General features: G+C 59.3%; 25 protein-coding genes (1 of these 25 only partly in view). 10 read left to right on the top strand and 15 right to left on the bottom strand.

From position 1 onward, the window contains the following. Positions 1-1104: the 3' portion of a peptidoglycan DD-metalloendopeptidase family protein gene (locus tag AC1MEW_RS06330; RefSeq protein ID WP_201198232.1), read on the top strand. It extends 315 nt beyond the left edge of the window; the window shows 1104 of its 1419 coding nt (coding positions 316-1419); the start codon falls outside the window, past its left edge; it ends in the stop codon at positions 1102-1104. A 3-nt stretch (positions 1105-1107) separates the two neighbouring features. Next, positions 1108-2199 carry an anhydro-N-acetylmuramic acid kinase gene (locus AC1MEW_RS06325; RefSeq protein ID WP_480425723.1) on the top strand — a complete coding sequence of 364 codons (1092 nt, stop codon included), beginning with the start codon at positions 1108-1110 and terminating at the stop codon, positions 2197-2199. 67 nt (positions 2200-2266) lie between these two features. Here the strand turns inward: AC1MEW_RS06325 and erpA are convergent, their stop codons facing one another. After that, entirely contained in the window at positions 2267-2617 is a 351-nt protein-coding gene (gene erpA, locus AC1MEW_RS06320) for an iron-sulfur cluster insertion protein ErpA (protein ID WP_007947969.1), read from the bottom strand. 168 nt (positions 2618-2785) lie between these two features. Continuing rightward, positions 2786-3820: an N-acetyl-gamma-glutamyl-phosphate reductase gene (gene argC, locus AC1MEW_RS06315; protein WP_201189644.1), complete on the bottom strand. Its 1035-nt coding sequence runs from the start codon at positions 3818-3820 to the stop codon at positions 2786-2788. 135 nt (positions 3821-3955) lie between these two features. Between argC and hemJ the strand changes: the two genes are divergently transcribed. From hemJ to coq7, 6 genes are all read left to right on the top strand, one after another. Continuing rightward, on the top strand, positions 3956-4384 hold the full coding sequence (hemJ, locus tag AC1MEW_RS06310; protein WP_201189646.1) for a protoporphyrinogen oxidase HemJ: 429 nt from the start codon (positions 3956-3958) through the stop codon (positions 4382-4384). A 34-nt stretch (positions 4385-4418) separates the two neighbouring features. After that, complete coding sequence (locus AC1MEW_RS06305; protein ID WP_201198234.1) at positions 4419-5387, top strand: NAD(P)H-dependent flavin oxidoreductase; 969 nt, start codon at positions 4419-4421, stop codon at positions 5385-5387. 92 nt (positions 5388-5479) lie between these two features. Beyond that, positions 5480-6457: a DUF805 domain-containing protein gene (locus AC1MEW_RS06300; protein WP_480425720.1), complete on the top strand. Its 978-nt coding sequence runs from the start codon at positions 5480-5482 to the stop codon at positions 6455-6457. A 62-nt stretch (positions 6458-6519) separates the two neighbouring features. Further along, entirely contained in the window at positions 6520-7308 is a 789-nt protein-coding gene (locus AC1MEW_RS06295) for an SDR family NAD(P)-dependent oxidoreductase (RefSeq protein WP_201198236.1), read from the top strand. Between the two features lie 81 nt (positions 7309-7389). After that, on the top strand, positions 7390-7728 hold the full coding sequence (locus AC1MEW_RS06290; protein ID WP_166591544.1) for a histidine triad nucleotide-binding protein: 339 nt from the start codon (positions 7390-7392) through the stop codon (positions 7726-7728). A 189-nt stretch (positions 7729-7917) separates the two neighbouring features. Beyond that, a complete protein-coding gene (gene coq7, locus AC1MEW_RS06285; RefSeq protein WP_201198238.1) occupies positions 7918-8565 on the top strand; it encodes a 2-polyprenyl-3-methyl-6-methoxy-1,4-benzoquinone monooxygenase in 648 nt (215 codons plus the stop codon). 103 nt (positions 8566-8668) lie between these two features. Here coq7 and speD read toward each other — a convergent pair whose 3' ends face one another. Further along, positions 8669-9463 (bottom strand): adenosylmethionine decarboxylase, encoded by a 795-nt coding sequence (speD, locus tag AC1MEW_RS06280; RefSeq protein ID WP_201189656.1) that lies wholly within the window; start codon positions 9461-9463, stop codon positions 8669-8671. Between the two features lie 239 nt (positions 9464-9702). After that, on the bottom strand, positions 9703-10125 hold the full coding sequence (locus AC1MEW_RS06275) for an OsmC family protein (protein WP_003176451.1): 423 nt from the start codon (positions 10123-10125) through the stop codon (positions 9703-9705). A 249-nt stretch (positions 10126-10374) separates the two neighbouring features. Here AC1MEW_RS06275 and crp point away from each other — a divergent pair, with 249 nt between their 5' ends. After that, positions 10375-11019 (top strand): cAMP-activated global transcriptional regulator CRP, encoded by a 645-nt coding sequence (crp, locus tag AC1MEW_RS06270; RefSeq protein WP_201198239.1) that lies wholly within the window; start codon positions 10375-10377, stop codon positions 11017-11019. Here crp and AC1MEW_RS06265 read toward each other — a convergent pair. From AC1MEW_RS06265 to AC1MEW_RS06250, 4 genes are all read right to left on the bottom strand, one after another. Continuing rightward, positions 11016-11717, bottom strand: a complete 702-nt coding sequence (locus AC1MEW_RS06265) for a lipoate--protein ligase family protein (protein WP_480425717.1) — start codon at positions 11715-11717, stop codon at positions 11016-11018. The genes crp and AC1MEW_RS06265 overlap by 4 nt on opposite strands. Positions 11718-11845: 128 nt before the next feature. Further along, positions 11846-12682 (bottom strand): indole-3-glycerol phosphate synthase TrpC, encoded by an 837-nt coding sequence (gene trpC, locus AC1MEW_RS06260; RefSeq protein ID WP_480425715.1) that lies wholly within the window; start codon positions 12680-12682, stop codon positions 11846-11848. Next, positions 12679-13728 carry an anthranilate phosphoribosyltransferase gene (trpD, locus tag AC1MEW_RS06255; RefSeq protein ID WP_201198242.1) on the bottom strand — a complete coding sequence of 350 codons (1050 nt, stop codon included), beginning with the start codon at positions 13726-13728 and terminating at the stop codon, positions 12679-12681. Before trpD ends, trpC begins: the two co-directional genes overlap by 4 nt. Positions 13729-13737: 9 nt before the next feature. Further along, positions 13738-14331, bottom strand: a complete 594-nt coding sequence (locus AC1MEW_RS06250; protein ID WP_157713839.1) for an aminodeoxychorismate/anthranilate synthase component II — start codon at positions 14329-14331, stop codon at positions 13738-13740. 408 nt (positions 14332-14739) lie between these two features. Between AC1MEW_RS06250 and estP the strand changes: the two genes are divergently transcribed. Continuing rightward, positions 14740-16653 (top strand): esterase EstP, encoded by a 1914-nt coding sequence (estP, locus tag AC1MEW_RS06245; RefSeq protein ID WP_201256349.1) that lies wholly within the window; start codon positions 14740-14742, stop codon positions 16651-16653. 212 nt (positions 16654-16865) lie between these two features. Here estP and trpE read toward each other — a convergent pair whose 3' ends face one another. From trpE to AC1MEW_RS06210, 7 genes are all read right to left on the bottom strand, one after another. Further along, on the bottom strand, positions 16866-18347 hold the full coding sequence (gene trpE / locus AC1MEW_RS06240; RefSeq protein ID WP_201256350.1) for an anthranilate synthase component I: 1482 nt from the start codon (positions 18345-18347) through the stop codon (positions 16866-16868). Positions 18348-18418: 71 nt separating this feature from the next. Beyond that, positions 18419-19237, bottom strand: a complete 819-nt coding sequence (locus AC1MEW_RS06235) for a phosphoglycolate phosphatase (protein WP_201198245.1) — start codon at positions 19235-19237, stop codon at positions 18419-18421. Then, positions 19234-19908, bottom strand: coding sequence for a ribulose-phosphate 3-epimerase (gene rpe, locus AC1MEW_RS06230; protein WP_123410522.1), 675 nt, complete (start codon positions 19906-19908; stop codon positions 19234-19236). Before rpe ends, AC1MEW_RS06235 begins: the two co-directional genes overlap by 4 nt. A gap of 115 nt (positions 19909-20023) precedes the next feature. Further along, entirely contained in the window at positions 20024-21172 is a 1149-nt protein-coding gene (locus AC1MEW_RS06225; protein WP_201198246.1) for an iron-containing alcohol dehydrogenase, read from the bottom strand. Positions 21173-21393: 221 nt separating this feature from the next. Next, entirely contained in the window at positions 21394-22218 is an 825-nt protein-coding gene (locus tag AC1MEW_RS06220; protein WP_201198247.1) for an ABC transporter permease, read from the bottom strand. Between the two features lie 12 nt (positions 22219-22230). Then, positions 22231-23478, bottom strand: coding sequence for an ABC transporter permease (locus AC1MEW_RS06215; RefSeq protein WP_201198248.1), 1248 nt, complete (start codon positions 23476-23478; stop codon positions 22231-22233). A gap of 196 nt (positions 23479-23674) precedes the next feature. Continuing rightward, positions 23675-24718 carry an ABC transporter substrate-binding protein gene (locus AC1MEW_RS06210; protein WP_201198249.1) on the bottom strand — a complete coding sequence of 348 codons (1044 nt, stop codon included), beginning with the start codon at positions 24716-24718 and terminating at the stop codon, positions 23675-23677. Between the last annotated feature and the right edge of the window lie 31 nt (positions 24719-24749).

Below are 24749 nucleotides of genomic sequence, written 5' to 3'. Positions count from 1 at the left end.
CCCAGCCACAAAGAAGTGATTGTTGGCAAAGGTGACACCCTTTCGACTCTGTTTGCAAAGGTCGGCCTTCCAGCCGCTTCAGTGCATGACGTGCTGGCCAGTGACAAGCAGGCCAAGCAATTCAGCCAACTAAAGCATGGCCAGAAACTTGAATTCGAACTGGGTCCCGATGGCCAGCTGACTAACCTGCACAGCAAAGTCAGCGACCTCGAAAGCATCACCCTGACCAAGAATGACAAGGGTTATGTGTTCAACCGCATTACCGCCAAACCGACCGTGCGCTCCGCCTATGTTCATGGCGTGATCAACAGTTCTCTGTCGCAGTCCGCCGCTCGCGCCGGTCTGTCCCACAGCCAGACCATGGACATGGCCAGCGTGTTTGGCTACGACGTCGACTTCGCCCAGGATATTCGCCAGGGTGACGAGTTCGACGTGATCTATGAGCAGAAAGTGGTCAACGGCAAGGCTGTCGGCAATGGTCCGATCCTCTCCGCACGCTTCACCAACCGGGGCAAGACCTACACCGCCGTGCGTTACACCAACAAACAAGGCAACAGCAGCTATTACACAGCTGATGGCAACAGCATGCGCAAGGCATTCATCCGCACCCCGGTAGATTTCGCCCGCATCAGCTCGAAATTCTCCATGGGCCGCAAACACCCGATTCTGAACAAGATCCGCGCCCACAAAGGCGTTGATTACGCCGCACCACGCGGTACACCGATCAAAGCGACCGGTGACGGCAAAGTGCTTTTGGCCGGTCGTCGTGGCGGCTACGGCAACACGATCATCATCCAGCACGGCAACACCTACCGTACGCTGTACGGCCACATGCAGGGCTTCGCCAAAGGTGTGCAAACTGGCGGCAACGTCAAGCAAGGCCAGGTGATTGGTTACATTGGCACCACTGGCCTGTCCACTGGCCCGCACTTGCACTATGAGTTTCAGGTCAACGGCGTGCATGTCGACCCACTGGGCCAGAAGCTACCAATGGCTGATCCGATTGCCAAAGCCGAGCGCGCACGTTTCCTGGCACAAAGTCAGCCGTTGATGGCGCGGATGGAACAAGAGAAGGCCACCTTGCTGGCCTCGAGCAAGCGCTAAGCCATGGCGCTCTATATAGGTGTGATGTCCGGGACCAGCCTCGATGGCCTGGACATTGCGCTGATCGAGCAAGCCCCGGCGATCAAGCTGATCGCCACGCACTACATTCCCATGCCTGAATCCCTGCGCGCCGAGCTGCTTGGCTTGTGCGCCAGCGGTCCGGACGAGATTGCCCGCTCCGCCATCGCCCAGCAGAACTGGGTGAAACTGGCCGCACAGGGTATCCACACGCTCCTTGATCAGCAGCAACTCAAACCCCACGACATTCGGGCGATTGGCAGCCACGGCCAGACCATTCGCCACGAGCCTGCACGCGGGTTTACCGTACAAATCGGCAACCCGGCGCTGCTGACCGAGCTGACCGGCATCACCGTGGTCAGCGATTTCCGCAGCCGCGACGTTGCCGCCGGCGGCCAGGGCGCGCCACTGGTTCCCGCCTTCCACGAAGCCTTGTTTGAGACTCAACCAGGCAACCGTGCAGTACTGAACGTCGGTGGCTTCAGCAACCTCAGCCTGATTGAACCTGGCAAACCTGTCGCCGGTTTCGATTGCGGCCCGGGGAATGTCCTGCTGGACGCCTGGATTCACCAACAACGGGGCGATAATTTCGATCGCGACGGCCAATGGGCGGCCAGCGGCAAGGTTGAGCCGACTCTGCTGAACGAGCTACTCAGCGATCCATTCTTCGTGACCAAGGGCCCCAAGAGCACCGGCCGCGAAGTGTTTAACCTGCCTTGGCTGACGCAGCACCTGTCGCACTTGCCCACCTTCGCTGCCGAAGATGTGCAGGCGACCCTGCTCGAACTGACAGCTTTGACCATCACCGAGTCGCTGCAAAGTGCTCAAACGGACACCCAGGAACTGCTGATCTGCGGAGGCGGCGCGCACAACGCCACGCTGATGGCCCGCTTGGCGAGTCTGCTACCGAGCGCCAAAGTCAGCAGCACCGCCGCTTACGGTGTCGACCCGGACTGGGTTGAAGCCATGGCCTTTGCCTGGATGGCCCATTGCTGCCTTGAAGGCATCGCCGCCAACCGCCCAAGCGTCACCGGTGCCCGCGGGTTGCGCATACTCGGCGCCATCTACCCAGCTTAAAGACCAGACAGCAAAACGCCGCAGGACTGTGAAGCCCTGCGGCGCTTTGTAATACGGTGAAGCGCGATCAGATCGAGAACGAAGAACCGCAGCCACAGGTCGTGCTGGCGTTCGGATTCTTGATCACGAAACGCGAACCTTCCAGACCTTCCTGATAATCCACCTCGGCACCTGCCAAGTATTGGAAGCTCATCGGATCGACGACCAGACTCACACCTTCGCGCTCAACGATGGTGTCGTCATCGGCCACTTCTTCATCGAAGGTGAAGCCGTACTGAAAACCTGAACAACCACCGCCCGTAACGAATACGCGCAGCTTCAAGCGATCATTCCCCTCTTCATCGACCAGGCTCTTCACCTTGTGCGCGGCACCGTGGGTGAATTGCAAAGCCGTGGGGGTGAAGGATTCGACGCTCATGCTGACTATCTCCCGGCGTTACGCCGCCATAATGCGTGATGACGGGCATTATCCGCTTCTCCTAGAAAATTGGTCAACTATTGTTACGGTATATCAATAAACCCGATCGCCAGTCCGAAATGCAAAAAGGCCCGCTTAACGGGCCTTTTTGCTGGGCGGGATAAGGCCCTACGGCAGCATGCCCGCGTGGGACAGTCCCAAGCGTTCATCCAGCCCGAACAGAATGTTCAGGTTCTGCACAGCCTGGCCCGACGCCCCCTTGACCAGGTTATCGATCACCGACAACACCACCACCAGGTCACCGTCCTGTGGACGATGCACGGCGATACGGCAAACGTTGGCACCGCGCACGCTACGGGTTTCCGGGTGGCTGCCAGCCGGCATCACATCGACGAACGGTTCGTTGGCGTAACGCTTTTCAAACAGCGCCTGCAGATCCACCGAACGATCCACGACGTTCGCGTACAGCGTCGAGTGAATGCCGCGAATCATCGGGATCAGGTGCGGAACGAAGGTCAGACCAACGTCCTTGCCCGATGCGCGACGCAGGCCCTGGCGAATTTCCGGCAGGTGACGGTGACCTTTGACGGCATAAGCCTTCATGCTTTCCGACGTCTCGGAGTACAGCGAACCTACCGCCGCGCCACGACCGGCACCGCTGACACCGGATTTGCAGTCAGCGATCAGACGGGAAGTATCCGCCAGACCTGCTTCGAGCAACGGCAGGAAACCCAGTTGCGTGGCGGTTGGGTAGCAACCCGGCACAGCGATCAGGCGCGCTTGCTTGATCTGCTCGCGATTGACTTCCGGCAGACCGTAAACCGCTTCTTCCAGCAACTCTGGCGCACCGTGCGGCTGGCCATACCATTTGGCCCACTCATCAGCGTCTTGCAGACGGAAGTCCGCCGACAGGTCGATGACCTTGGTCCCGGCCGCCAGCAGTTCACCGGCCAAAGCATGGGCAACCCCGTGGGGCGTAGCAAAGAACACCACGTCGCAGGCGCCCAGGGTCTTGATGTCCGGAACGCTGAACGCCAGGCCGTCGTAGTGGCCTCGCAGGTTCGGATACATATCAGCCACGGCCAGACCGGCCTCGGATCGGGAAGTGATGACAACCACTTCAGCCTGCGGATGCTGTGCCAACAAACGCAGCAGTTCGACACCGGTGTAACCCGTGCCGCCGACGATACCGACCTTGACCATAAACCTGCCCTCAACGAACCCACTGGAAAGCCGTCGATAATAGGGGCCGCGCGGCCCTGCGACAACCGTCAAGGTGACGTGCGGCGGCACAAGCCTCTACTATTCGGGCTACCGTGAACCTGGGAATAACTAAAAATGCTTTATCTGTGGCTCAAAGCGCTTCACATCGTCAGCATGGTCTGCTGGTTTGCCGGCCTGTTCTACCTGCCGCGACTGTTCGTCTATCACGCGCAAAGCGAAGACACCGTCAGCAAGGAACGCTTCAGCGTCATGGAGCGCAAGCTGTACCGCGGCATCATGGGCCCGGCGATGATCGCCACCCTGGTCTTCGGCATCGCGCTGATCGCCCTAAACCCAAGCATATTCAGCCAAGGCGCGTGGATTCACGCCAAGTTGACGCTGGTGGTGATCCTGATCGGCTACCACCACATGTGTGGCGCACAGGTAAAACGTTTTGCCCGTGGCGAAAACACCCGCAGCCATGTCTTTTATCGCTGGTTCAATGAAGTGCCGGTTCTGATATTGCTGGCTATCGTAATTCTGGTCGTCGTTCGGCCGTTCTAAATCCAATAAGTCACCATTTACCGGGGTACTTCCAATGTCGCTGCCCGCTCTGCTCGAACAACGTTTGCGTCTGCCCGTGGTGGCAGCGCCGATGTTTCTGATTTCCAATCCCCAGTTGGTGCTGGCCTGCTGCCGAAACGGCGTAGTGGGCAGCTTCCCGGCTCTGAACCAACGCGAGAGCAGCGGCTTCAAGGCCTGGCTGGAAGAGATCGAAGCAGGCTTGGCGACACTGGAGAACCCGGCGCCTTACGCGGTGAACCTGATCGTCCACAACAGCAATCCACGGCTGCAAGCGGATCTGGAGATCTGCATCGAGCACAAAGTGCCGATCGTGATCACCAGCCTCGGCGCCGTGAAAGAGCTGGTGGACGCGGTCCACAGCTATGGCGGCCTGGTATTTCACGACGTGACGACTCGTCGCCACGCAGAAAAAGCCGCTGAGGCCGGCGTCGATGGTTTGATCGCCGTGGCCGCCGGCGCGGGTGGCCACGCCGGGACCTGGAGCCCGTTTTCGTTAATCGCCGAGATCCGTCAGTTCTTCGACAAGACCCTGCTGTTGGCGGGTTGCCTGAACCACGGTCACGAGATTCTCGCCGCGCAATTGCTCGGTGCGGATTTAGCCTACTTCGGTACGCGATTTATCGGCACCACTGAAAGTCATGCACCTGACGCCTACAAGCAGATGTTGCTGACATCCAGAGCGGCGGACATCGTCCATACTCCAGCGGTGTCGGGGGTTCCGGCAAGCTTCATGCGCCAGAGCCTTGAAGCTGCCGGTTTCGACACGGCAGCCCTGCAAGGCAAGGGAGAAGTAAACTTCGGCTCCAAGCTCAAGCCTATAAGTGATGAAGCCAAAGCCTGGAAAACCGTGTGGTCTGCCGGTCAGGGCGTTGGGGAAATCGATGACTTGCCGAGTGTCGATGAATTGGTCGCACGGCTGGATGCGGAATACCGCAAGGCGCTGGAACTGGCGGCACAGCTGCCGAAACGCTGGCCGCGCTGAGCTGAAAATTTAGCCAGCCCCACCCGGCTGGCTTTACACTCGATACCTGCAATATTTACTAACTCAAATCCTCGCGACAAGGATGCCTCGCAATGAGCGACAACCGTTTCAAGATCGTTTTCGACGGCGCTCTGCTGCCTGGTGTTGATGTCACCACCGCCAAGCTCAATCTCGCCGAGCTATATAAAAGTGAAGTGGCTGCCGTCGAACGGCTGTTCACCGGCAAAACGGTCACGCTTAAACAAGGCTTGTCGCAAATTGACGCGCAAACCTACCTTCAGGCGCTGACTAAAACCGGCATCGATGCCCGGATCGAAAGCGAATCGTCCATAGAACTGAATCTGGCCGATGCTCACGAACATGCTCCTGCCAGCAGCCAATCTGTATTCGCCGATCCAGCCTCCCCTTACGCACCGCCCCGAGCCGCTGTCGGCGAAAGTCTGCCGGCGTTTGCCACGCTCAAGCCGTTCAGCGTCGAAGGCCGCATCGGCCGCTTGCGCTATCTCGCCTGGACGATGGCCCTGACGCTGGTCATGCTGGCCGTAGGTTCGGTTGCGGCCATACTGGCCATCGCGATCATCAGTGCCGATTCGACCGCAGGCTTGATTATTGGTGGTCTGGCAGCGGTCATCCTGTGCATTGTCATCGGGGTCGTCAGCATCCAGTTCAGTGTCCAGCGCCTGCACGACATCGGCTGGTCCGGCTGGCTCTGGCTGTTGAACCTTGTTCCGTTCCTGGGCAGCTTCTTCCCGTTCGTGATCATGGCTGTGCCGGGAACCAAAATAGCCAACCAATACGGCGCGCCACCTCCGCCAAACAGCTCGGCGGTCAAGGTGCTGGCGTCGCTCTGGGTAGCGGTTATCGCGATCGTCTTCATCGGCGCACTGGCCGGGGGCATTACTGCCATCCAGCAAGAGTACGAAAGCGCTGCCGAAACCAGCTATGACAGTGGCTCGGTGACCACCGACGAAGTTGACGCGGAACCGGCCACCGAGGCCGAGCAAGCACCCAAATCCGCAGACGATGAAGCCGAAGAAGCCCCGGCCCCTGTAGACTCTGCGAAAGAATGAACAGCGCTCCCCGCCCGTGACACCTGCGTCGCCGGCGCGGAGCTGTTGCGATGGAGAACTGCATGACCCGTTACGCTCTGATCACCGGCGCATCCAGCGGCATCGGCCTGGCGATGGCCGAAGCGCTGGCCCGCCGTGGCCGCAGCCTGATTCTGGTGGCCCGACAGCGTGATCAGCTGGAAAGCATTGCGATTGAACTGACCCAACGTTTTGGCGTTGAGGTGTTATTCCGTGCCTGTGATCTGGGTGAGCCGTTAAGGCTGTCCGGGTTTCTACTGGAACTGGAAGAAGGCGACCGCCAGATAGACTTGTTGGTCAACTGCGCCGGCATCGGCACGTGCGGCCCCTTCCTGGCCCAGGACTGGATGACCGAGCAAGACTTGATCGAGGTAAACATCCTGGCGCTCACTCGCTTGTGCCACGCCATCGGAAACAGCATGGCCTTGCAGGGCGGCGGGCAGATTTTGAATGTGGCCTCGGTGGCGGCGTTCCATCCCGGCCCCTGGATGAGCACTTATTACGCGAGCAAGGCTTATGTCCTGCATTTTTCCGAAGGCTTACGCGTTGAACTGAAGAAATGCGCAGTCAAGGTTTCAGTGCTCTGCCCTGGCCCGACCCGCACCGCGTTCTTCCACACCGCGCAACTGGACACCGGAAAACTGGCGCAAAGCAAACTGCTCATGAGCCCCGAGGAAGTCGCGCTGTACACCGTGCGAGCCCTGGAAAAGAATCGCGCCATCATTATTCCGGGTCGAATTAATCGCTGGTTTGCTTTCCTGCCGCGATTAGGCTCGCGATGGCTGACCCGGACCATCGCCGGCATGGTCAACAAGGCCTATTGCCCGCGCTGAATCCCCTTAAAGGTAAATGGCTGGGCTCCGGTCTACCCCATGGGTACACTCAGGCCAGCCCAAACAACGGAGAAAACAGCTGTGGATACTCTGTTCACCAAGATCATCAACCGGGAAATCCCGGCGAAGATCATCTACGAGGACGACCAGGTACTGGCCTTCCACGATATCGCCCCACAGGCCCCGGTGCATTTTCTGGTCATCCCGAAGAAGCCGGTGCGCACCCTCAACGACTTGACCGAGGACGACAAGGCGCTGGCCGGGCATATTCTGTTCACCGCCCAACGCCTGGCGCTGGAACTGGGCTGCGAAGAAGGGTTCCGCGTGGTCATGAACTGCAATGAACAGGGTGGGCAGACCGTCTATCACATTCATATGCATGTACTGGGTCAGCGCCAGATGCACTGGCCGCCGGGTTGATTCACCACTCGCCTCTGTAGGAGCGAGGCTTGCCCGCGAAAAGGGCGACGCGGTTCATTCAGACAGACCGCGTTATCGTTCTTCGCGGGCAAGCCTTGCTCCTACAGGATTGGTTGCAAATGACCCAGCGCAAACCTTCCCCGGCCGATTCGGTTAAACTGGCCGCCGAGATTCTTCCCGGAGGTCAGCATGACTACCCAACGTCACTACTCGCCAATCGACCGTCTTCTGCTGCAAGCCGATGCCGCGATGCGTACCCTGCTGCCTTTCAGTGGCCAGCCGTACCGTCCGTCGCCGGCTATCGTGCAGCCTGAAGCGCAAATGAGCGATGAAGACACCCGGCATGTCGCCGGTCTGATGCGCATCAACCATACCGGCGAAGTCTGCGCCCAGGCGCTGTATCAGGGTCAGGCACTGACCGCCAAGCTGCCGAAAGTGCGCGCCGCCATGGAACATGCCGCCGAAGAAGAAATCGATCACCTGGTCTGGTGCGAACAACGCATTCATCAGTTGGGTAGTCACACCAGCATTCTGAACCCACTGTTTTATGGCATGTCGTTCGGGATTGGCGCCGTCGCCGGGTTGATCAGCGACAAGGTCAGTCTGGGATTTGTTGCCGCTACGGAACATCAGGTGTGTAAACACTTGAACGAGCATCTTGAGCAACTGCCGGCCGAAGACGAAAAGTCTCGAGCGATTCTTGAGCAAATGCGGATTGATGAAGAACATCACGCCGAAAGCGCGCTGGAGGCTGGTGGTTTTCGATTCCCGGCGCCGGTGAAGTTCGGGATGAGTCTTTTGGCCAAGGTGATGACCAAGAGTACTTATCGGATCTGATAGCTCGGTTGCCTGATAGGACCTCTTCGCACGGTTTATCGAGCAGACCGCAATAAAAAAGGCGACTACCGCTAAGTAGTCGCCTTTTTTGTACCCGAAAATCTTAGCTCGGCATGTTGCGCGCGTAAAAGATTTCCAGCATTTCGTGTTTCACACGATCAGTCACCTGGGCACGTTGCTCAGAGGACAGACTGTTGGTCGCGTCGCCGAACAGGTAGTTATCCAGTTCGAAGTTCTTCAACAGCATTTTGGTGTGGAACAGGTTTTCCTGATACACGTTCACGTCAGTCATCTGGTAACTGTCGCGGGTGTCTTCGGAGAGGTAATTCTGGATCGAGTTGATTTCGTGGTCGATGAAGTGCTTTTTGCCTTCAACGTCACGAGTGAACCCGCGCACGCGATAATCCACGGTCACGATGTCCGAATCGAACTGGTGAATCAGGAAGTTGAGCGCTTTAAGCGGTGAAATGACGCCACAGGTCGACACGTCAATGTCCACACGGAAGGTTGCAATACCGTCCACCGGATGGATTTCCGGGTAGGTGTGCACCGTGATGTGGCTCTTGTCGAGGTGGGCCAGGATAATCTCGGGCAACGGGCCCGGGGACTCTTCGATCTGGCTGTCGGTCGGGGTTACCGGCTCTTCAGAGATCAGAATCGTGACGCTGGCGCCCTGTGGGTCGTAGTCCTGACTGGCGATGTTCAGGATGTTGGCACCAATGATATCGACAACTTCTGTGAGGATCTGCGTCAGGCGCTTCGCGTTGTACTCTTCATTGATGTACTCGACGTAAGCCTGTTGGTCTTGCGGGGTTTCCGCGTAGCAGATGTCATAGATGTTGAAGCTCAAGGTCTTTGTCAGGTTATTGAACCCGTGGAGCTTGAGTTTGCTTTTCACCGTTAAAAACTCTCTATGTATTGCGGCCCAGGCCGCGTGATCAAGCATGCCCGTCAAATGCGAACAACGCACCTGCGTAGGACGGTTAACACCTCTTCGCGATGGCGATTTTGGTTGTCTGTTCGGGTGTGCGGCCTGTCGGGTGACGGGCCACGACCCTGAAAAAAGTGGCGCATTATGCAGACGTCAGCTATGGATCGCCAGAGTCTGCACCGCTTTTATGATAGTTGAATGTCGAATCAACCGAGTTCGATGATTTCGTAATCGTGGGTAATGGCCACGCCAGCCGCGCCGAGCATGATCGAAGCCGAGCAATACTTCTCGGCAGACAGTTCGATGGCGCGTTTAACCTGGGCTTCTTTCAAGCCTCGGCCCTTGACCACAAAGTGCATATGGATCTTGGTGAAGACCTTCGGATCCTCAGTCGCGCGCTCGGCTTCAAGGAACGCTTCGCAGCTCTCGACGGCCTGGCGGGACTTCTTGAGGATGCTGACCACATCGAAATTGCTGCAACCGCCGACGCCCAGCAGGAGCATTTCCATTGGGCGTACACCCAGGTTACGGCCGCCGGCTTCCGGCGGACCGTCCATGACCACGACATGACCGCTGCCGGATTCACCGAGGAACATGGCTTCGCCAGCCCATTGGATGCGTGCCTTCATCGCCAAGACTCCACTGTCTAAAAAAGGGTCGCCAGCTTAGCACAGGGGCCTGGAATGACAGCGTTTCGCGGTCCTAGGACGCGTGTACCAACTGCGTAGGTAAATTCTCAAATCTTGAGGGAATGTGTCTGTTAAGCTGGCGCCAATTCGCTGGCGCATGGCCAGCTATAAAGCGAATGAAAAAATCGCAGGCTTTACTCGCTCCTACAAAAAAACCAAGACACCGTGCAGTCTTTTCGGGATACAACCATGGTTGCTATTACCCCCACACCCAAGATCAAGAACCTCGACAAGCTGTTGATGCATTGCCAGCGCCGTCGTTATGCGGCCAAGAGCAATATCATCTGTGCCGGCGATCGTTCTGAAACACTGTTCTTCATCATCAAGGGCTCGGTCACGATCCTGATCGAGGACGACGACGGCCGCGAGATGATCATCTCCTACCTGAACGCCGGGGACTTCTTCGGCGAGCTGGGGTTGTTCGAACAGGCCGGCCTGGAACAGGAACGCAGTGCCTGGGTACGCGCCAAAATCGAATGCGAAGTCGCGGAAATCAGCTACGCGAAATTCCGCGAGTTATCCCAACAAGATCCAGACATTCTTTACGTGCTCAGCGGACAAATCGCACAGCGCCTGCGCAATACCACGCGCAAAGTCGGCGACCTGGCCTTCTTTGATGTGACCGGTCGCGTCGCCCGCTGCTTGCTGGAACTGTGCAAGCAGCCGGATGCCATGACCCACCCGGACGGAATGCAGATCAAAGTAACCCGTCAGGAAATCGGGCGGATTGTCGGGTGTTCCCGAGAGATGGTTGGCCGCGTGCTCAAGGATCTTGAGGAACGCAACCTGGTGGATGTCAAAGGCAAGACCATGGTGGTCTTCGGCACGCGTTAAGCCTCGAACATCCCGGCCAGCATTTGGCGGTAGAGCGTGTCGAGGCGTTCCAGTGCATTCGGCGCGGCAAACTTTTCATGCAAGGCGATGTGGCTTTCGGCGCGAACCCGCTGCTCGAGGCCGCACGCCTCATTGAAGCGGTTGACCGCCGCGACCATCGAGTCCCGTTCGTTATCCAGCAGCAACGCCCCGTGCACCAACCCTACCGGACGCTGGCCACCCTTGCTCTGGCGCCAACGCTGGGCGGTGCCAACCATCTTGCGACCGTCGAGGTTGACGTTGAAACGGCCATCGCAGAATGCGCCTTCGACTTCGCCCAACGACGATACGCCGCCCAGCTCATCCAGCAACTGGCAAATCGGATCGCAGAGTCGGCGATAGGCGGTTTCGATTCGGCTCTGGTCGCCCTCACTTCGGGGGGGGGCATAGACCAGTGCGATGTTGATGGTTGAGGCCGACTGCGGGACCGGTTCACCGCCGGTTTCGCGCAGCAGGACGGGCCAGCCGGCAGCGGCCGATACTTCACAGGCAGCTTCAAATCCTGGCAGGCGATTCAAACGCCGCGGCATGACGAGAGCACGGTCACTGGGTTGCCAGAACAGCAGACCGAATTCCGAATCACCGGTGCAGACATGGGCCAGCAGATCCTGCTCGGCGAGCAGGCCGGCTTCGGTCGTCAGGGAGGTAATCAGGGTCATAAGGAATTCCGTAGGACGTTAAGTCTGTGGTGAGTCTTATGCCGCCATCGCGAGCAAGTCCGCTCCCACAGTGGATCTCCAGTGCTGGCAGATTTCCTGTGGGAGCGAGCTTGCTCGCGATGCTTTTTTCAGTCGAGAGTCGAACCGCTCACCGCAGAACCACGTTCAGGGAAGAACAAACGCTGCAGTTCGGTGCCAGGGCTTTCGGCGCGCATGAAGGCTTCACCAACCAGGAACGCGTACACATCGCTGATTTCCATCAGCTCGACATCGGCCCGGTTGAAAATGCCGCTCTCGGTAATCACCAGGCGATCACGCGGAATGCGCGGCAACAGGTCGAGGGTGTTTTCCAGGCTGACTTCAAAGGTATGCAGGTTACGGTTGTTCACGCCCACCAGCGGCGTGTCGAGGGTTTTCAAGGCCCGCTCCAGCTCGTCGCCATCGTGAACTTCAACCAGCACATCGAGGCCAACGCTTTTGGCCACGGCCGCCAGCTCGGCCATTTTCACGTCGTCCAGAGCGGAGACGATCAACAGCACGCAGTCCGCGCCCAAGGCACGGGCTTCAACGATCTGGTACGGATCGATCATGAAGTCCTTGCGGATCACCGGCAGCTTGCACGCGGCGCGAGCCTGTTGCAGATACGCATCGGCGCCCTGGAAGAAATCGATATCGGTGAGCACCGATAGGCATGTGGCGCCGCCCTTCTCGTAGCTCTTGGCGATGTCGGCGGGAACGAAGTTCTCGCGAATCACGCCTTTGCTCGGCGATGCTTTCTTGATTTCAGCAATCACCGCCGGCTGCTTGAGCTTGGCCTGGGCGATCAGCGCCTTGGCAAAACCACGGGGTGCATCAGCGGCCTTGGCCAGGTTTTCCAACTCGACCAGGCTGACACGGGCGCTACGCTCGGCAACTTCCTGGACTTTGCGGGCCAGAATGTTCTCCAGAACCGTCGGTACACTCATCCCTCATTCTCCACTCGAAATACCGCGGTAAACGCACCCAACTCCTCGAGTTTCTCCCGAGCAAGGCCGGTGTGCAGCGCGTCGTGCGCCAGGGCAACGCCCTCTTTCAAACTTGTTGCATGGTCTGCGGCATACAGCGCGGCACCAGCATTGAGCACAATCATTTCGGCGGCTTTTTGGCCGTTCTCGGTCTTGCGTTTGCCCAAGGCATCGCGAATCAGTTCCAGCGAAGCCGCCGGGCTGTCGACCGACAGACCGTGCAGGCTCTGGCTCTTCATGCCCAAATCTTCCGGCTCGACCCAATACTCGGTGATCTGGTCGTTCTTCAGCTCCGCCACAAAGGTCGGCGCCGCGAGGCTGAATTCGTCCAGGCCATCTTTGGAGTGCACGACCAACACGTGCTTGCTGCCCAGACGTTGCAAAACTTCAGCCAATGGCCGGCACAACGCCTGGTTGAACACCCCCACCACCTGATGTTTCACGCCGGCCGGATTCGTAAGCGGGCCGAGCATGTTGAACAGAGTACGCAGGCCAAGATCCTTGCGCGGGCCGGCGGCATACTTCATGGCACTGTGGTGGGTCTGGGCAAACATGAAACCGATGCCGACGTTATCGATGCAGCGCGCGACCTGGACCGGCGTCAGGTTCAGGTAGATCCCGGCCGCCTCCAGCAGATCGGCGCTGCCGCTCTTGCCCGAGACCGCACGGTTACCGTGCTTGGCAACGGTACAACCGGCCGCCGCGACCACGAAGGAAGACGCGGTCGAGACGTTGAAGATATTCGCACCGTCACCGCCGGTGCCGACCACATCGACGACGCCGTCGAGGGTCTTGAGTTCGACCTTGTCTGCCAGCTCACGCATGACGGACACCGCGCCGACGATCTCGTCGATGCTTTCGCTCTTCATGCGCATGGCCATCATGAACGCGCCGATCTGCGCATCCGTGCATTGCCCGGTCATGATTTCGCGCATCACATCGCGCATTTCATCGGTGCTGAGGTCGAGGTGATCGACGATACGGCTCAGGGCTGTCTTGATATTCATGAAAAGTCCTTAGCGCGTGCCGCCGGTTTGTTTGAGAAAGTTGGCGAATAGCTCGTGGCCCTGCTCGGTGAGGATCGACTCAGGGTGAAATTGCACCCCCTCGATGTTCAGCGTCTTGTGGCGCAGGCCCATGATCTCGTCGACCGAGCCGTCTTCAAGCTGGGTCCAGGCGGTCAATTCGAGACAATCGGGCAGAGTTTCGCGTTTAACAATCAACGAGTGGTAGCGCGTCACCGTCAGGGGATGATTCAGACCTTCGAATACGCCCTTGTCCTCGTGGAATACCGGGCTAGTCTTACCGTGCATCACTTGACGGGCGCGCACCACATCACCGCCAAAGGCTTGACCGATGGATTGGTGGCCGAGGCAAACGCCGAGGATTGGCAGCTTGCCGGCGAAGTGTTTGATCGCTTCGATGGAAATGCCGGCCTCGGTCGGGGTGCAAGGACCGGGGGACACGACGATGCGCTCTGGGTTGAGGGCTTCGATTTCGGCAATGGTGAGTTCATCGTTGCGCACGACTTTGACCTGGGAGCCGAGCTCACCAAGGTACTGCACAACGTTGTAGGTAAAAGAGTCGTAGTTATCGATCATCAGCAACATGACGTGGGGAACCTCTTGAATTCACTGACTTTTAAGACAGCCTTCGAATGATTACCCGCAGTGTGCTGCGCTTTGTCAGGTGCTGGAGTGGCGCCAGCAAAGCGGCATTTCATACAGGTAAAGAAGGCGAAGCGGTACAGGTCCGGCAGGGCCGGCAAAAGAATTCAGGCGCGCCAACGCCAGCGGGCGTGTGCCTTGATGACTTGATCCAGGAGTTTGCTGATGATCAACACGGGAGAGGTCTCATTCATACGTCTTGGCACAGTAACTTAGCTGGGCAGAGCGTGCAATATGGCGCACGCCAAGGCTTGTAAAACAATCGAAGGGGTCGCGACGGATGGCAAAAGGCCGGGAGTTTTTGGTACTGTCGTTTCGTTCTCTACAACAATAAATAAAACGGACTTGCTCATGATCAAACAGACGTTGTTTGTACCGCTCACCAGTTGCCTGCTCGCCCTGGCCTGCGCCCAGGCTAACGCGGCACCGACCCCTTACTCGAATTTCATCGTCTTTGGCGACAGCCTCAACGATGCCGGGACCTTTGCCGACACTGGCGGGCCTGCCGGGGCCACCGAGCGCTTCACTAACCGCACTGGCCCGATCTACACCGACGGTAGCGGCGAAGTCCGCTCGTTCAACGCCACGCAGATCCTGGGCGGCAAGCTTGGGTTCACACCGGACCAGACAGCGTCCTCTTCCTCGGCAGTACGCGCCGGTGAAGGCCTGCCCGATGGCAACAACTGGGCTGTGGGCGGCTACCGAACCGACCAGATTCTCGATTCGATCACGAGTACCTCCGCCACCGGCGAACGTACCCGCGCGGGCTATCTGCCGTCGAACAACTTCCGCGCCGACCCGAATGCGCTGTATTACCTCTCGGGCGGTGGTAATGACTTCCTTCAGGGGCGCGTGACCAGCCTGCCCCAGGCCAGCGCCGCCGCCGATCGCCTGGTCAGCAGCGTGCAAACCCTGCAACAGGCCGGCGCCCGCTACATCATGGTCTGGTTGCTGCCGGATATCGGCTTTACCCCGGCTTTCAACGGTTCGCCACTGCAAGCGTTCACGTCCCAGCTCAGCGCCCAGTTCAACACTGAACTGGTGAGCCAACTGCAGACGGTCAATGCCAACATCATCCCGCTGAACATTCCGGTCCTGCTCAAAGAGACGTTTGCCAATCCGGCGCAATTCGGCCTGGCCACCGACCAGAACCTGAGCGCCACTTGCTTCAGCGGCGACGGTTGCACTGCGAATGCCCGATACGGCATCAACAGTGCGACCCCAGACCCGACCAAGCTGATCTACAACGACTCGGTTCACCCAACCGAAGCCGGGCAGCGCCTGATTGCCGATTACGCCTACTCCCTGCTGTCCGCACCTTGGGAAGCAAGTCTGCTGCCGGAAATGGCCCAAGGCACCCTGCGCGCGCATCAGGATGAATTGCGCAACCAATGGCTGGCCGACTGGGAGAACTGGCAAGACGTTGGCCAATGGCGGGCGATTGTCTCTGCCGGCGGACAACATCAAGACTTCGACAGCCAGCGCAGCGGCGGCGCCAGTGCTGACGGCAATGGTTACAACCTGAACGTCGGTGGCAGCTACCGGCTCAACGAAGCGTGGCGAGTTGGCCTCGCGGCCGGTTTCTACAATCAGAAACTCGAAGCAGGCAGTAACGACTCGGACTACAAGCTGAACACTTATATGGGTACGGCGTTTGCCCAGTATCAGCAGAATCGCTGGTGGGGTGACGTAGCCATGACTGCCGGGCATCTGGACTACGACAGCCTCAAACGCAAATTCCAGTTGGGGGTCAACGAACGCGGGGAGAAAGGCGATACCGACGGTTATGTACTTGGTATCAGCGGTCGCCTGGGTTACGACATCGCGCCAGAAGCCACCAGCCCGTGGCATTTGTCGCCGTTCGTGAGCGCCGACTTCTCCAAGGTAGAGGTCAACGGTTACTCGGAAAATGGCGCCGACTCCACCGCGCTGACGTTCGATGACCAGTCGCGCAACTCCCGGCGTCTTGGTCTGGGTATCCAGGGCAAGTATCAGATCACGCCGCAAACCCAGGTGTTTGGCGAACTGGCCCACGAGCGCGAGTACAACGACGATGCTCAGGACGTGACCATGAATCTCAACAGCCTGCCGAACAACCAATACACCTTGGCCGGCTACACCCCGCAGACCAACCTGAACCGCCTGAACCTGGGCGTGAGCCACAACCTCACCAAGGAACTGGCACTGCGTGCCAGCTACAACATCCGCAGGGATGATGACTTTACCCAGCAGGGCGTCAACTTAGGGGTCAGCCTGGACTTCTAAACCTCAGGCATAAAAAACGCGGAGCCCTCACAGGCGCCGCGTTTTTTTTGCTGAACACTTATTGTGGCGAGGGGGCTTGCCCCCATTCGGCTGCGCAGCAGTCGCAAATCCAGGCGACTCGGTAGGCCTGAAAGAGCTTGGGGCCGCTCCGCGCCCCAACGGGGGCAAGCCCCTCGCCACAACAGCTCGTTCACACAGGATTACCGGTGGAATCAGCTTTCCGGAGTTTGCTCGGCCAACGCCACGGCGCGGAACATCGCGCGGCGCTTGTTCAGGGTTTCTTCCCATTCCAGCGCCGGCACCGAGTCGGCAACGATGCCGCCACCGGCCTGCACGTGCAGCTCGCCGTCCTTGATCACCGCGGTACGGATCGCAATCGCGGTGTCCATGTTGCCGTTCCAGGCGAAGTAACCGACCGCACCGCCGTAGACGCCACGCTTGACCGGTTCCAGTTCGTCGATGATTTCCATCGCACGGATCTTAGGAGCCCCAGACAAAGTGCCCGCCGGCAGAATCGCCCGCAGAGCATCCATCGCCGTCAGCCCGGCCTTCAATTGCCCGGTGACGTTGGACACGATGTGCATCACGTTGGAATAACGCTCGATGACCATCTTCTCGGTGAGTTTCACCGATCCGATTTCCGAGACCCGACCGGTGTCGTTGCGGCCAAGGTCGATCAGCATCAAGTGCTCGGCGATTTCCTTGTCATCCGACAGCAGGTCTTTTTCCAGCGCCAGATCCGCCTCTTCGTTGGCCCCGCGTGGGCGGGTGCCGGCAATCGGGCGCACGGTGATCAGGTTGTCTTCGACCCGCACCAGCACTTCCGGCGAACTGCCGACGACATGGAAGTCGCCGAAGTTGAAGAAGTACATATAAGGCGTCGGGTTGAAGCAACGCAGCGCCCGATACAAATCGATCGGCGCAGCCTTGAAGTCGATGGACATGCGCTGGGACGGCACGACCTGCATGCAGTCACCGGCCAGGATGTATTCCTTGATGGTATCGACGGCTTTTTCGTAATCGTCCTGGGTGAAACTCGAACGGAACACTGGGTCAGCCGATTGCTGCTTGCTGAAATCCAGGCCACGGCGCGGGGTGATCGGCTGGCGGAGTTTTTCCAGCAACGCTTCCAGACGCACATGACCTTGTTCGAAGGCATCCTCTTGCGACGGATCGGCCAGAACGATTGCGTGCATCTTGCCGGCGAGGTTGTCGAACACCACCACCGCGTCGGAAACCATCAGCAGAATGTCCGGCACGCCCAGCGGATCCGGGTTCGGGCATTTGCCCAGACGCTTCTCCACATAGCGCACGCAGTCATAACCGAAGTAACCCACCAAACCGCCATTAAAGCGCGGCAAGCCAGGGATGGTCGGCACGTTGTAGCGGGCTTTGAATTCTTCGACGAAGGCCAATGGATCTTCGGCTTCGTGACTTTCGATCTCGACGCCGTCGTGGGTCACGCTGATGTGGTGATCGTGAACCCGCAACACGGTGCGGCACGGCAGGCCGATGATCGAGTAACGGCCCCACTTCTCGCCGCCCTGCACCGATTCCAGCAGGTAGGAGTTCGGCTCGTCGGCCAGTTTCAGGTAGATCGACAGCGGCGTGTCGAAGTCGGCCAGGGTTTCGCAGGCCATCGGGATACGGTTGTAGCCGGCAGCGGCCAAACGCAGGAATTCTTCGCGGATCATGGGGTAGCCTCGTGGCTTGAGGGTCTAACAGTCAGGTATGCAAACGCGCCGGTATGCCGGCCAGGAACAAGTCAGGCGCGCCAACGCCAGCGGGCCAGGGCCTTGATGACTTTCATCCAGAGTTTGCGAGTGACCACCACGATGGCGTTTCCAGAAGGGGGTTGAACAGCGTCGGGCAACGTTATCTCAGCCGCCAGATCCAGGCAACCGGGAATTAGCTTGCGCAGATCGTCGATCACCAGCGCCGGCGACTCTTCGGCAATCGGCCGGCCATGGTTGTAGCCATAACTCAGCGCCACGCACTTGACCCCGGCCGCTTTCGCCGCCAGCACATCGCTACGCGAATCGCCGACAAACAACGACTGCGACGCCGGGATGTTGGCCATTTTCATCACGAAAAACAGCGCAGCCGGATCGGGCTTCTTCTGCGGCAGGGTATCGCCGCCGATGATCCACTTGAAGTAGCGGCCGATCTTCATCTGATCCAGCAGCGGCGCGACAAAGCGCTCCGGCTTGTTGGTAATCAGCGCCATCTCGACGCCCTGCTTGTGCAGCCACTTCAGGGTGTCGCGCACGCCGGGATAAACCACGGTCAGTTCATGGCTCTCGCTATAAGCCTCCATGAAAATCGCCAGCGCGCCCTCAGCCTCACCGTCATCGACCGTCGAATGGTCGATGCCACCGGCCAGCGCGCGGCGCACCAGCACCGGCGCGCCGTTGCCGACCCACTCGCGCACCGACTCGAGGCCGGCGGGTTGGCGACCCATTTTGAGCAGCATGTTATCCACGGCAACCGCGAGGTCGGGGACCGAATCGATCAGCGTGCCATCCAGATCGAACATCACCAGCCGCGGCAGACGCCCCGGGAACAGCTGCTCAAAGCCACTCATGGGCGAGCCAGCGCCAGTTCGGCGCGCATCTTCTCGATCACTTCCTGGTAGTTCGGCGCATTGAAGATCGCCGAGCCGGCCACGAAGGTGTCGGCGCCAGCGGCGGCGATTTCGCGAATATTGTTCACGTTCACCCCACCGTCGATTTCCAGGCGAATGTCACGGCCGGACGCATCGATCAGCGCACGGGCCTGACGAAGTTTGTCGAGGGTGCCGGGAATAAACTTCTGCCCACCGAAGCCTGGGTTGACGCTCATCAGCAAGATCATGTCGACCTTGTCCATCACGTACTCAAGCACGCTTAGCGGGGTTGCCGGGTTGAACACCAGGCCGGCCTTGCAGCCGCCCTCGCGGATCAGTTGCAGCGAACGGTCAACGTGTTGCGTGGCTTCCGGGTGGAAGGTGATGTAGGTCGCGCCGGCCTCGATGAAGTCGCCAACGATGCGATCCACCGGGCTGACCATCAAATGTGCGTCGATCGGCGCGGTCACGCCGTACTTGCGCAATGCCGCGCAGACCATCGGGCCGATGGTCAGGTTGGGCACGTAATGGTTGTCCATGACATCGAAGTGCACGAAGTCGGCGCCAGCGGCCAGGACGTTGTCCACTTCTTCACCCAGGCGGGCGAAGTCGGCGGAGAGAATCGACGGAGCAATTACGAAGGGCTGCATGACGCACCTTATCTGAGCAGAATCACGATGGCGCGCATTGTATACCTCATGCTTTGACGCGCGCACTGTGACCGCGATGATTGGGCCTGCCTTCAATCGGCATTGTCCGCAGGCTCTAATACGCCGCCCGGTAGATCTTTTCGATATCGACGGCGCTCAATTTACGCGGATTGTTGCGCATCAGGCGCTCGATTCCCGCCGCTTCCACGGCCATCGCCGGGATCGCATCCTCGGGCACGCCGAAGCTGCGCAGGCCCCGTGGGATCTCTACCGCCGCACACAATGCAGTCATCGCTTCCACAGCTTTATCCGCCGCATCGGTGGCACTCAGGTGAGCGGTCTTGACCCCCATGGCCTCGGCAATATCCTGCATGCGCTCGACACAGGCCATTTTGTTCCAGGTCATGACGTACGGCAGCAGTAAGGCGTTGCTGACGCCGTGGGCAATGTTGTAGCGCCCGCCCAGCGGATACGCCAACGCATGCACCGCACCGACCCCGGCATTGCCGAACGCCATGCCGGCCATCAGGCTGGCGGTGGCCATGTCTTCGCGGGCTTGCAGGTTGGCCGGGTTGGCATAGGCCTTGGGCAACGCCTGGGTAATCAGCTTGATGGCACCAATCGCCAGCGCGTCGGTGATCGCCGAGGCATTGAGCGACAGATAGGATTCGATAGCGTGCACCAGCGCATCGACGCCACTGGCGGCGGTGACACTGCGCGGGCAGGTCAGGGTCATTTGCGGGCTGACCAATGCCACGTCCGGCAATAGATAGTCGCTGACGATGCCTTTCTTCAACTGCGCGACCTTGTCGGAAAGGATCGCCACGTTGGTGACTTCGGAGCCGGTGCCGGCGGTGGTCGGAATGGCGATCAGCGGCGGGCCTTTGCGCGGCACCTGGTCGACGCCGAACAGATCTTCCAGCGCGCCGTGGTAACCGGCGTAGGCCGCCACGCTTTTGGCAATGTCGATGGCACTGCCGCCGCCCAGGCCGATCAGCCCGTCATGCCCGCCTTCGCGGTAGACACGCATGCAGTCTTCGACGATGGCGATTTCCGGGTCGGGCAGTACGCGGTCGAAAATCTCGTAGGTCCGGTCGCCGAGATGCGCCAACGCCAGCTCTACCGTACCGGACTTGACCAGGGCGGCGTCGGTGACGATCAGTGGGTTGTCGACATCAAGGCGTGTCAGCTCGGCCGCCAGTTGCTCGATGGCACCGGCGCCGGTGATCAGTTTGTGGGCAATTTTGAAAGAGGAAAGACTCATGTGCGCAGCCTCTTATCGCTAGGGGAGCTGGGCACAATAGTAGCTGGGGATTGGGGTTTGTCTGTTATTCAGGCAATGAATGACCAGAGATCTCGAACACCGCACAAAACCAATGTGGGAGCGAGCTTGCTCGCGATGACTGACTGACATTCAACATTGATGTCGACTGACAGTCCGCTATCGCGAGCAAGCTCGCTCCCACAGTTAATCGGTGTGTTGCTTCAGACCTGCGCAGTACGCAGCTTCTCGCTACGGCCACGCAACCATTCCAGGGTCAGCAGCAGGATCACCGAGAAGGCAATCAGCAGCGTCGCAGCGGCAGCAATCGTCGGGCTGAGGTTTTCGCGGATGCCGCTGAACATCTGCCGTGGCAAGGTCGCTTGTTCAGGACCGGCGAGGAACAGCGTCACCACCACTTCATCGAACGAGGTGGCGAAGGCGAACAACGCCCCGGAGATCACACCTGGCGCAATCAACGGCAAGGTCACCCGACGGAATGCCGTCAGCGGCGAAGCACCGAGGCTCGCAGCGGCCCGCACCAGGTTGTGGTTAAACCCCTGCAAGGTCGCCGATACCGTGATGATCACAAACGGCACGCCCAACACCGCGTGCACCACTATCAGCGAGGTATAGCTGTTGCCAAATCCCAGCGGCGCAAAGAACAGATAGCTGGCCACACCAATGATCACCACCGGCACCACCATCGGCGAAATCACCAGCGCCATCACCAGCGCCTTGCCCGGGAAGTTACCGCGGGTCAGGCCAATCGCCGCCAACGTACCGAAGACCATCGCCAGCACCGTGGCCGCCGGGGCGACGATGATGCTGTTCTTCAGCGAGCGCATCCATTCCGCCGAGGCGAAGAAGTCCTGATACCAGTGCAGCGAGAAACCCTGCAACGGGTACACCAGGAAACTGCCCGAGTTGAACGACAGCGGAATGATCACCAGCACCGGCAGGATCAGGAACAGCAGGATCAGCCCGCAAAGCGTGCGCAAGCTGTAGAACCACACCCGTTCAATGGGCGACATATAAGGACTCAGCATTTCGTTCTCCCCTTAGCTCAAGCGCAGGCGACTGGCGCCCACCAGCCAGTTGTAAATCAGATACAGCACCACGGTCGCCAACAGCAGCAGCCCACCGAGCGCGGTCGCCATGCCCCAGTTGATGCTGGTGTTGGTGTAGAAGGCGACGAAGTAACTGACCATCTGATCGTTCGGGCTGCCCAGCAAGGCCGGGGTGATGTAGTAGCCGATGGCGAGGATGAACACCAACAGGCAACCGGCGCCGACACCGGCATAAGTCTGCGGGAAGTACACCCGCCAGAAACTGGCGAACGGGTGGCAACCGAGGGAAATCGCGGCTCGCATGTAGGTCGGCGAAATGCCTTTCATCACGCTGTAGATCGGCAGAATCATGAACGGCAGCAGGATGTGCACCATCGAGATGTAAACCCCGGTGCGGTTGAACACCAGCTCCAGCGGCTTATCGATAATGCCCATGGCCATCAGGCCGCTATTGATCAGCCCGCCCGATTGCAGCAACACGATCCACGCGGCAACGCGCACCAGGATCGAGGTCCAGAACGGCAGCAACACCAGAATCATCAGCAGGTTGCTTTGGCGCGATGGCAGGTTCGCCAACAGATACGCCAACGGATACGCCAGGAACAGGCAGATCACGGTAATGACCAGGCCCATCCAGAACGTGCGGGCGAAGATGTCGAGATAGATCGCCTGATCCGGGGTGGCCGGGGCCACTTCGCCGAGGTCGTCGATACGGTGATCGACCGCCGCCAGCAAGTAATACGGCGTGATGCTGCTGGTGTTGCGACGCACAGCCTGCCAATAGGCCGGGTCACCCCAGCGTTCGTCGAGGGCTTCCAGCGCTTCTTTATAAGAAGCCGGCTCAGTGGCGAACGGCAAGGCGCGAGCGGTTTTGGTCAACAGGCTGCGGTAGCCGGCCAACTCCATGTTCAAGCGCTTGGACAGGTCGCCCAAGGTCTGATTCTTGCGGGCTTCAGCGAGGTCTTCGCTGGCAGCCTTGTAAACCGGTTCAGCGGGTAGGCCACGACCATCCCAACCGGCGATAGCCGTCACGGTGCGCGGCATGCCGCCGACTACTTCCGGGTTACCGACGCTTTTGTAGAGCAGCGCCACGATCGGCACCAGGAATACCAGCAACAGAAACAGCACCAACGGCGCAATCAAGGCCTGGGCCTTCCAGCGATTGATCCGCTCGGCGTGCTTGAGCCGCTGCTTCAAGGTGGGGTCAGTGCCCGCGTTCAGGGGAACGGCGATAGCCATGGCGTACTCCGGAAATCTTTGATCAATCGATAATGTGGGAGTGAGCTTTTGTGGCGAGCGAGCTTGCTCGCGCCGGGCTGCGAAGCGGCCCCAAAATTCCGTTAACAACTTCCAATTTTGTGAGTGCTGCGCACTCAAGCGGGAGCAAGCTCCCTCGCCACAAAAGCTCGCCCTCACAGGAGGGCGAGCCCTCTAGTTACTTCGCAGCCCAGGAATTGAAGCGCTGTTCCAGTTGCTCGCCGTTGTCAGCCCAGAAGCTGACGTCGATCTGCACCTGGTTGGCGATGTTTTCCGGGGTGGTCGGCATGTCTTTCAACACGTCCTTGTCCAGCAACGGTACGGCCTGGATGTTGGCCGGGCCGTAGGCGATGTTTGACGAGTAGATCTTCTGCTGCTGCGGCATGACCGAGTAAGCGATGAATTTCTTCGCCGCTTCGGCACGGGCTTTATCCAGGCCTTTTGGAATGGCCCATGCATCGAAGTCGTAGATGCCACCGTTCCACACGACTTTCAGGTTGCTTTCTTTCTGTACCGCAGCGATCCGGCCGTTGTAAGCCGAGCTCATGACCACGTCACCGGAAGCGAGGTATTGCGGCGGCTGTGCGCCGGCTTCCCACCACTGAATGCTTGGCTTGAGCTCATCGAGTTTCTTGAACGCGCGGTCCTGGCCGTCTTTGCTGGCCAGCACTTTGTAGACGTCTTTCGGCGCAACGCCGTCGGCCATCAGAGCGAATTCCAGGGTGTACTTGGCGCCTTTACGCAGGCCGCGCTTGCCAGGGAATTTCTTGGTATCCCAGAAATCCGCCCAACTGGTCGGCGCCGAGCTCAGCTTGTCGGCGTTGTAGGCCAACACAGTTGACCAGACGAAGAAGCCCACGCCGCAAGGCTGAATAGCGCCTTTGACGTAGTCTTCGGTTTTGCCGAACAGCTTCGGATCCAGCGGTTCGAACATGTCTTCGTCGCAACCACGGGACAGTTCCGGCGACTCAACTTCTACCAAGTCCCAGGACACACTCTTGGTGTCGACCATGGCTTTGACCTTAGCCATTTCGCCGTTGTACTCACCCGCGACGATCTTGCCGTTACCGGCCGCTTCCCACGGTGCATAGAAGGCTTTGACCTGCGCAGCCTTGTTCGCCCCGCCAAAGGACACCACGGTCAGGTCCGGACCCGCGGCCATCGCGTGTGCCGCACCCATCATGCCCACGACCAGGGCGGTGAATTTCAGGGATCTCAACATTTATTGTTCTCTCCACGTGCAGGGTTGGTGT

Source organism: Pseudomonas sp. ASL4, assembly GCF_056680395.1.
The sequence above is the reverse complement of the archived record's forward strand: the minus strand, read 5'-3'. Positions and strand labels throughout refer to the sequence as shown.

Bases quoted from the DNA above. Each gene is read 5' to 3' on its own strand.
- crp (WP_201198239.1), top strand. From the start codon at position 10,375: ATGGTTGCTATTACCCCCACACCCAAGATCAAGAACCTCGACAAGCTG.
- AC1MEW_RS06265 (WP_480425717.1), bottom strand. From the start codon at position 11,717: ATGACCCTGATTACCTCCCTGACGACCGAAGCCGGCCTGCTCGCCGAG.
- erpA (WP_007947969.1), bottom strand. From the start codon at position 2,617: ATGAGCGTCGAATCCTTCACCCCCACGGCTTTGCAATTCACCCACGGT.
- rpe (WP_123410522.1), bottom strand. From the start codon at position 19,908: ATGCAGCCCTTCGTAATTGCTCCGTCGATTCTCTCCGCCGACTTCGCC.
- coq7 (WP_201198238.1), top strand. From the start codon at position 7,918: ATGACTACCCAACGTCACTACTCGCCAATCGACCGTCTTCTGCTGCAA.
- argC (WP_201189644.1), bottom strand. From the start codon at position 3,820: ATGGTCAAGGTCGGTATCGTCGGCGGCACGGGTTACACCGGTGTCGAA.
- AC1MEW_RS06305 (WP_201198234.1), top strand. From the start codon at position 4,419: ATGTCGCTGCCCGCTCTGCTCGAACAACGTTTGCGTCTGCCCGTGGTG.
- hemJ (WP_201189646.1), top strand. From the start codon at position 3,956: ATGCTTTATCTGTGGCTCAAAGCGCTTCACATCGTCAGCATGGTCTGC.
- AC1MEW_RS06235 (WP_201198245.1), bottom strand. From the start codon at position 19,237: ATGAGTGGCTTTGAGCAGCTGTTCCCGGGGCGTCTGCCGCGGCTGGTG.
- AC1MEW_RS06300 (WP_480425720.1), top strand. From the start codon at position 5,480: ATGAGCGACAACCGTTTCAAGATCGTTTTCGACGGCGCTCTGCTGCCT.
- AC1MEW_RS06250 (WP_157713839.1), bottom strand. From the start codon at position 14,331: ATGTTGCTGATGATCGATAACTACGACTCTTTTACCTACAACGTTGTG.
- AC1MEW_RS06225 (WP_201198246.1), bottom strand. From the start codon at position 21,172: ATGAGTCTTTCCTCTTTCAAAATTGCCCACAAACTGATCACCGGCGCC.
- estP (WP_201256349.1), top strand. From the start codon at position 14,740: ATGATCAAACAGACGTTGTTTGTACCGCTCACCAGTTGCCTGCTCGCC.
- AC1MEW_RS06295 (WP_201198236.1), top strand. From the start codon at position 6,520: ATGACCCGTTACGCTCTGATCACCGGCGCATCCAGCGGCATCGGCCTG.
- trpD (WP_201198242.1), bottom strand. From the start codon at position 13,728: ATGAATATCAAGACAGCCCTGAGCCGTATCGTCGATCACCTCGACCTC.
- AC1MEW_RS06275 (WP_003176451.1), bottom strand. From the start codon at position 10,125: ATGAAGGCACGCATCCAATGGGCTGGCGAAGCCATGTTCCTCGGTGAA.
- AC1MEW_RS06220 (WP_201198247.1), bottom strand. From the start codon at position 22,218: ATGCTGAGTCCTTATATGTCGCCCATTGAACGGGTGTGGTTCTACAGC.
- trpE (WP_201256350.1), bottom strand. From the start codon at position 18,347: ATGATCCGCGAAGAATTCCTGCGTTTGGCCGCTGCCGGCTACAACCGT.
- AC1MEW_RS06215 (WP_201198248.1), bottom strand. From the start codon at position 23,478: ATGGCTATCGCCGTTCCCCTGAACGCGGGCACTGACCCCACCTTGAAG.
- AC1MEW_RS06210 (WP_201198249.1), bottom strand. From the start codon at position 24,718: ATGTTGAGATCCCTGAAATTCACCGCCCTGGTCGTGGGCATGATGGGT.
- AC1MEW_RS06325 (WP_480425723.1), top strand. From the start codon at position 1,108: ATGGCGCTCTATATAGGTGTGATGTCCGGGACCAGCCTCGATGGCCTG.
- trpC (WP_480425715.1), bottom strand. From the start codon at position 12,682: ATGAGTGTACCGACGGTTCTGGAGAACATTCTGGCCCGCAAAGTCCAG.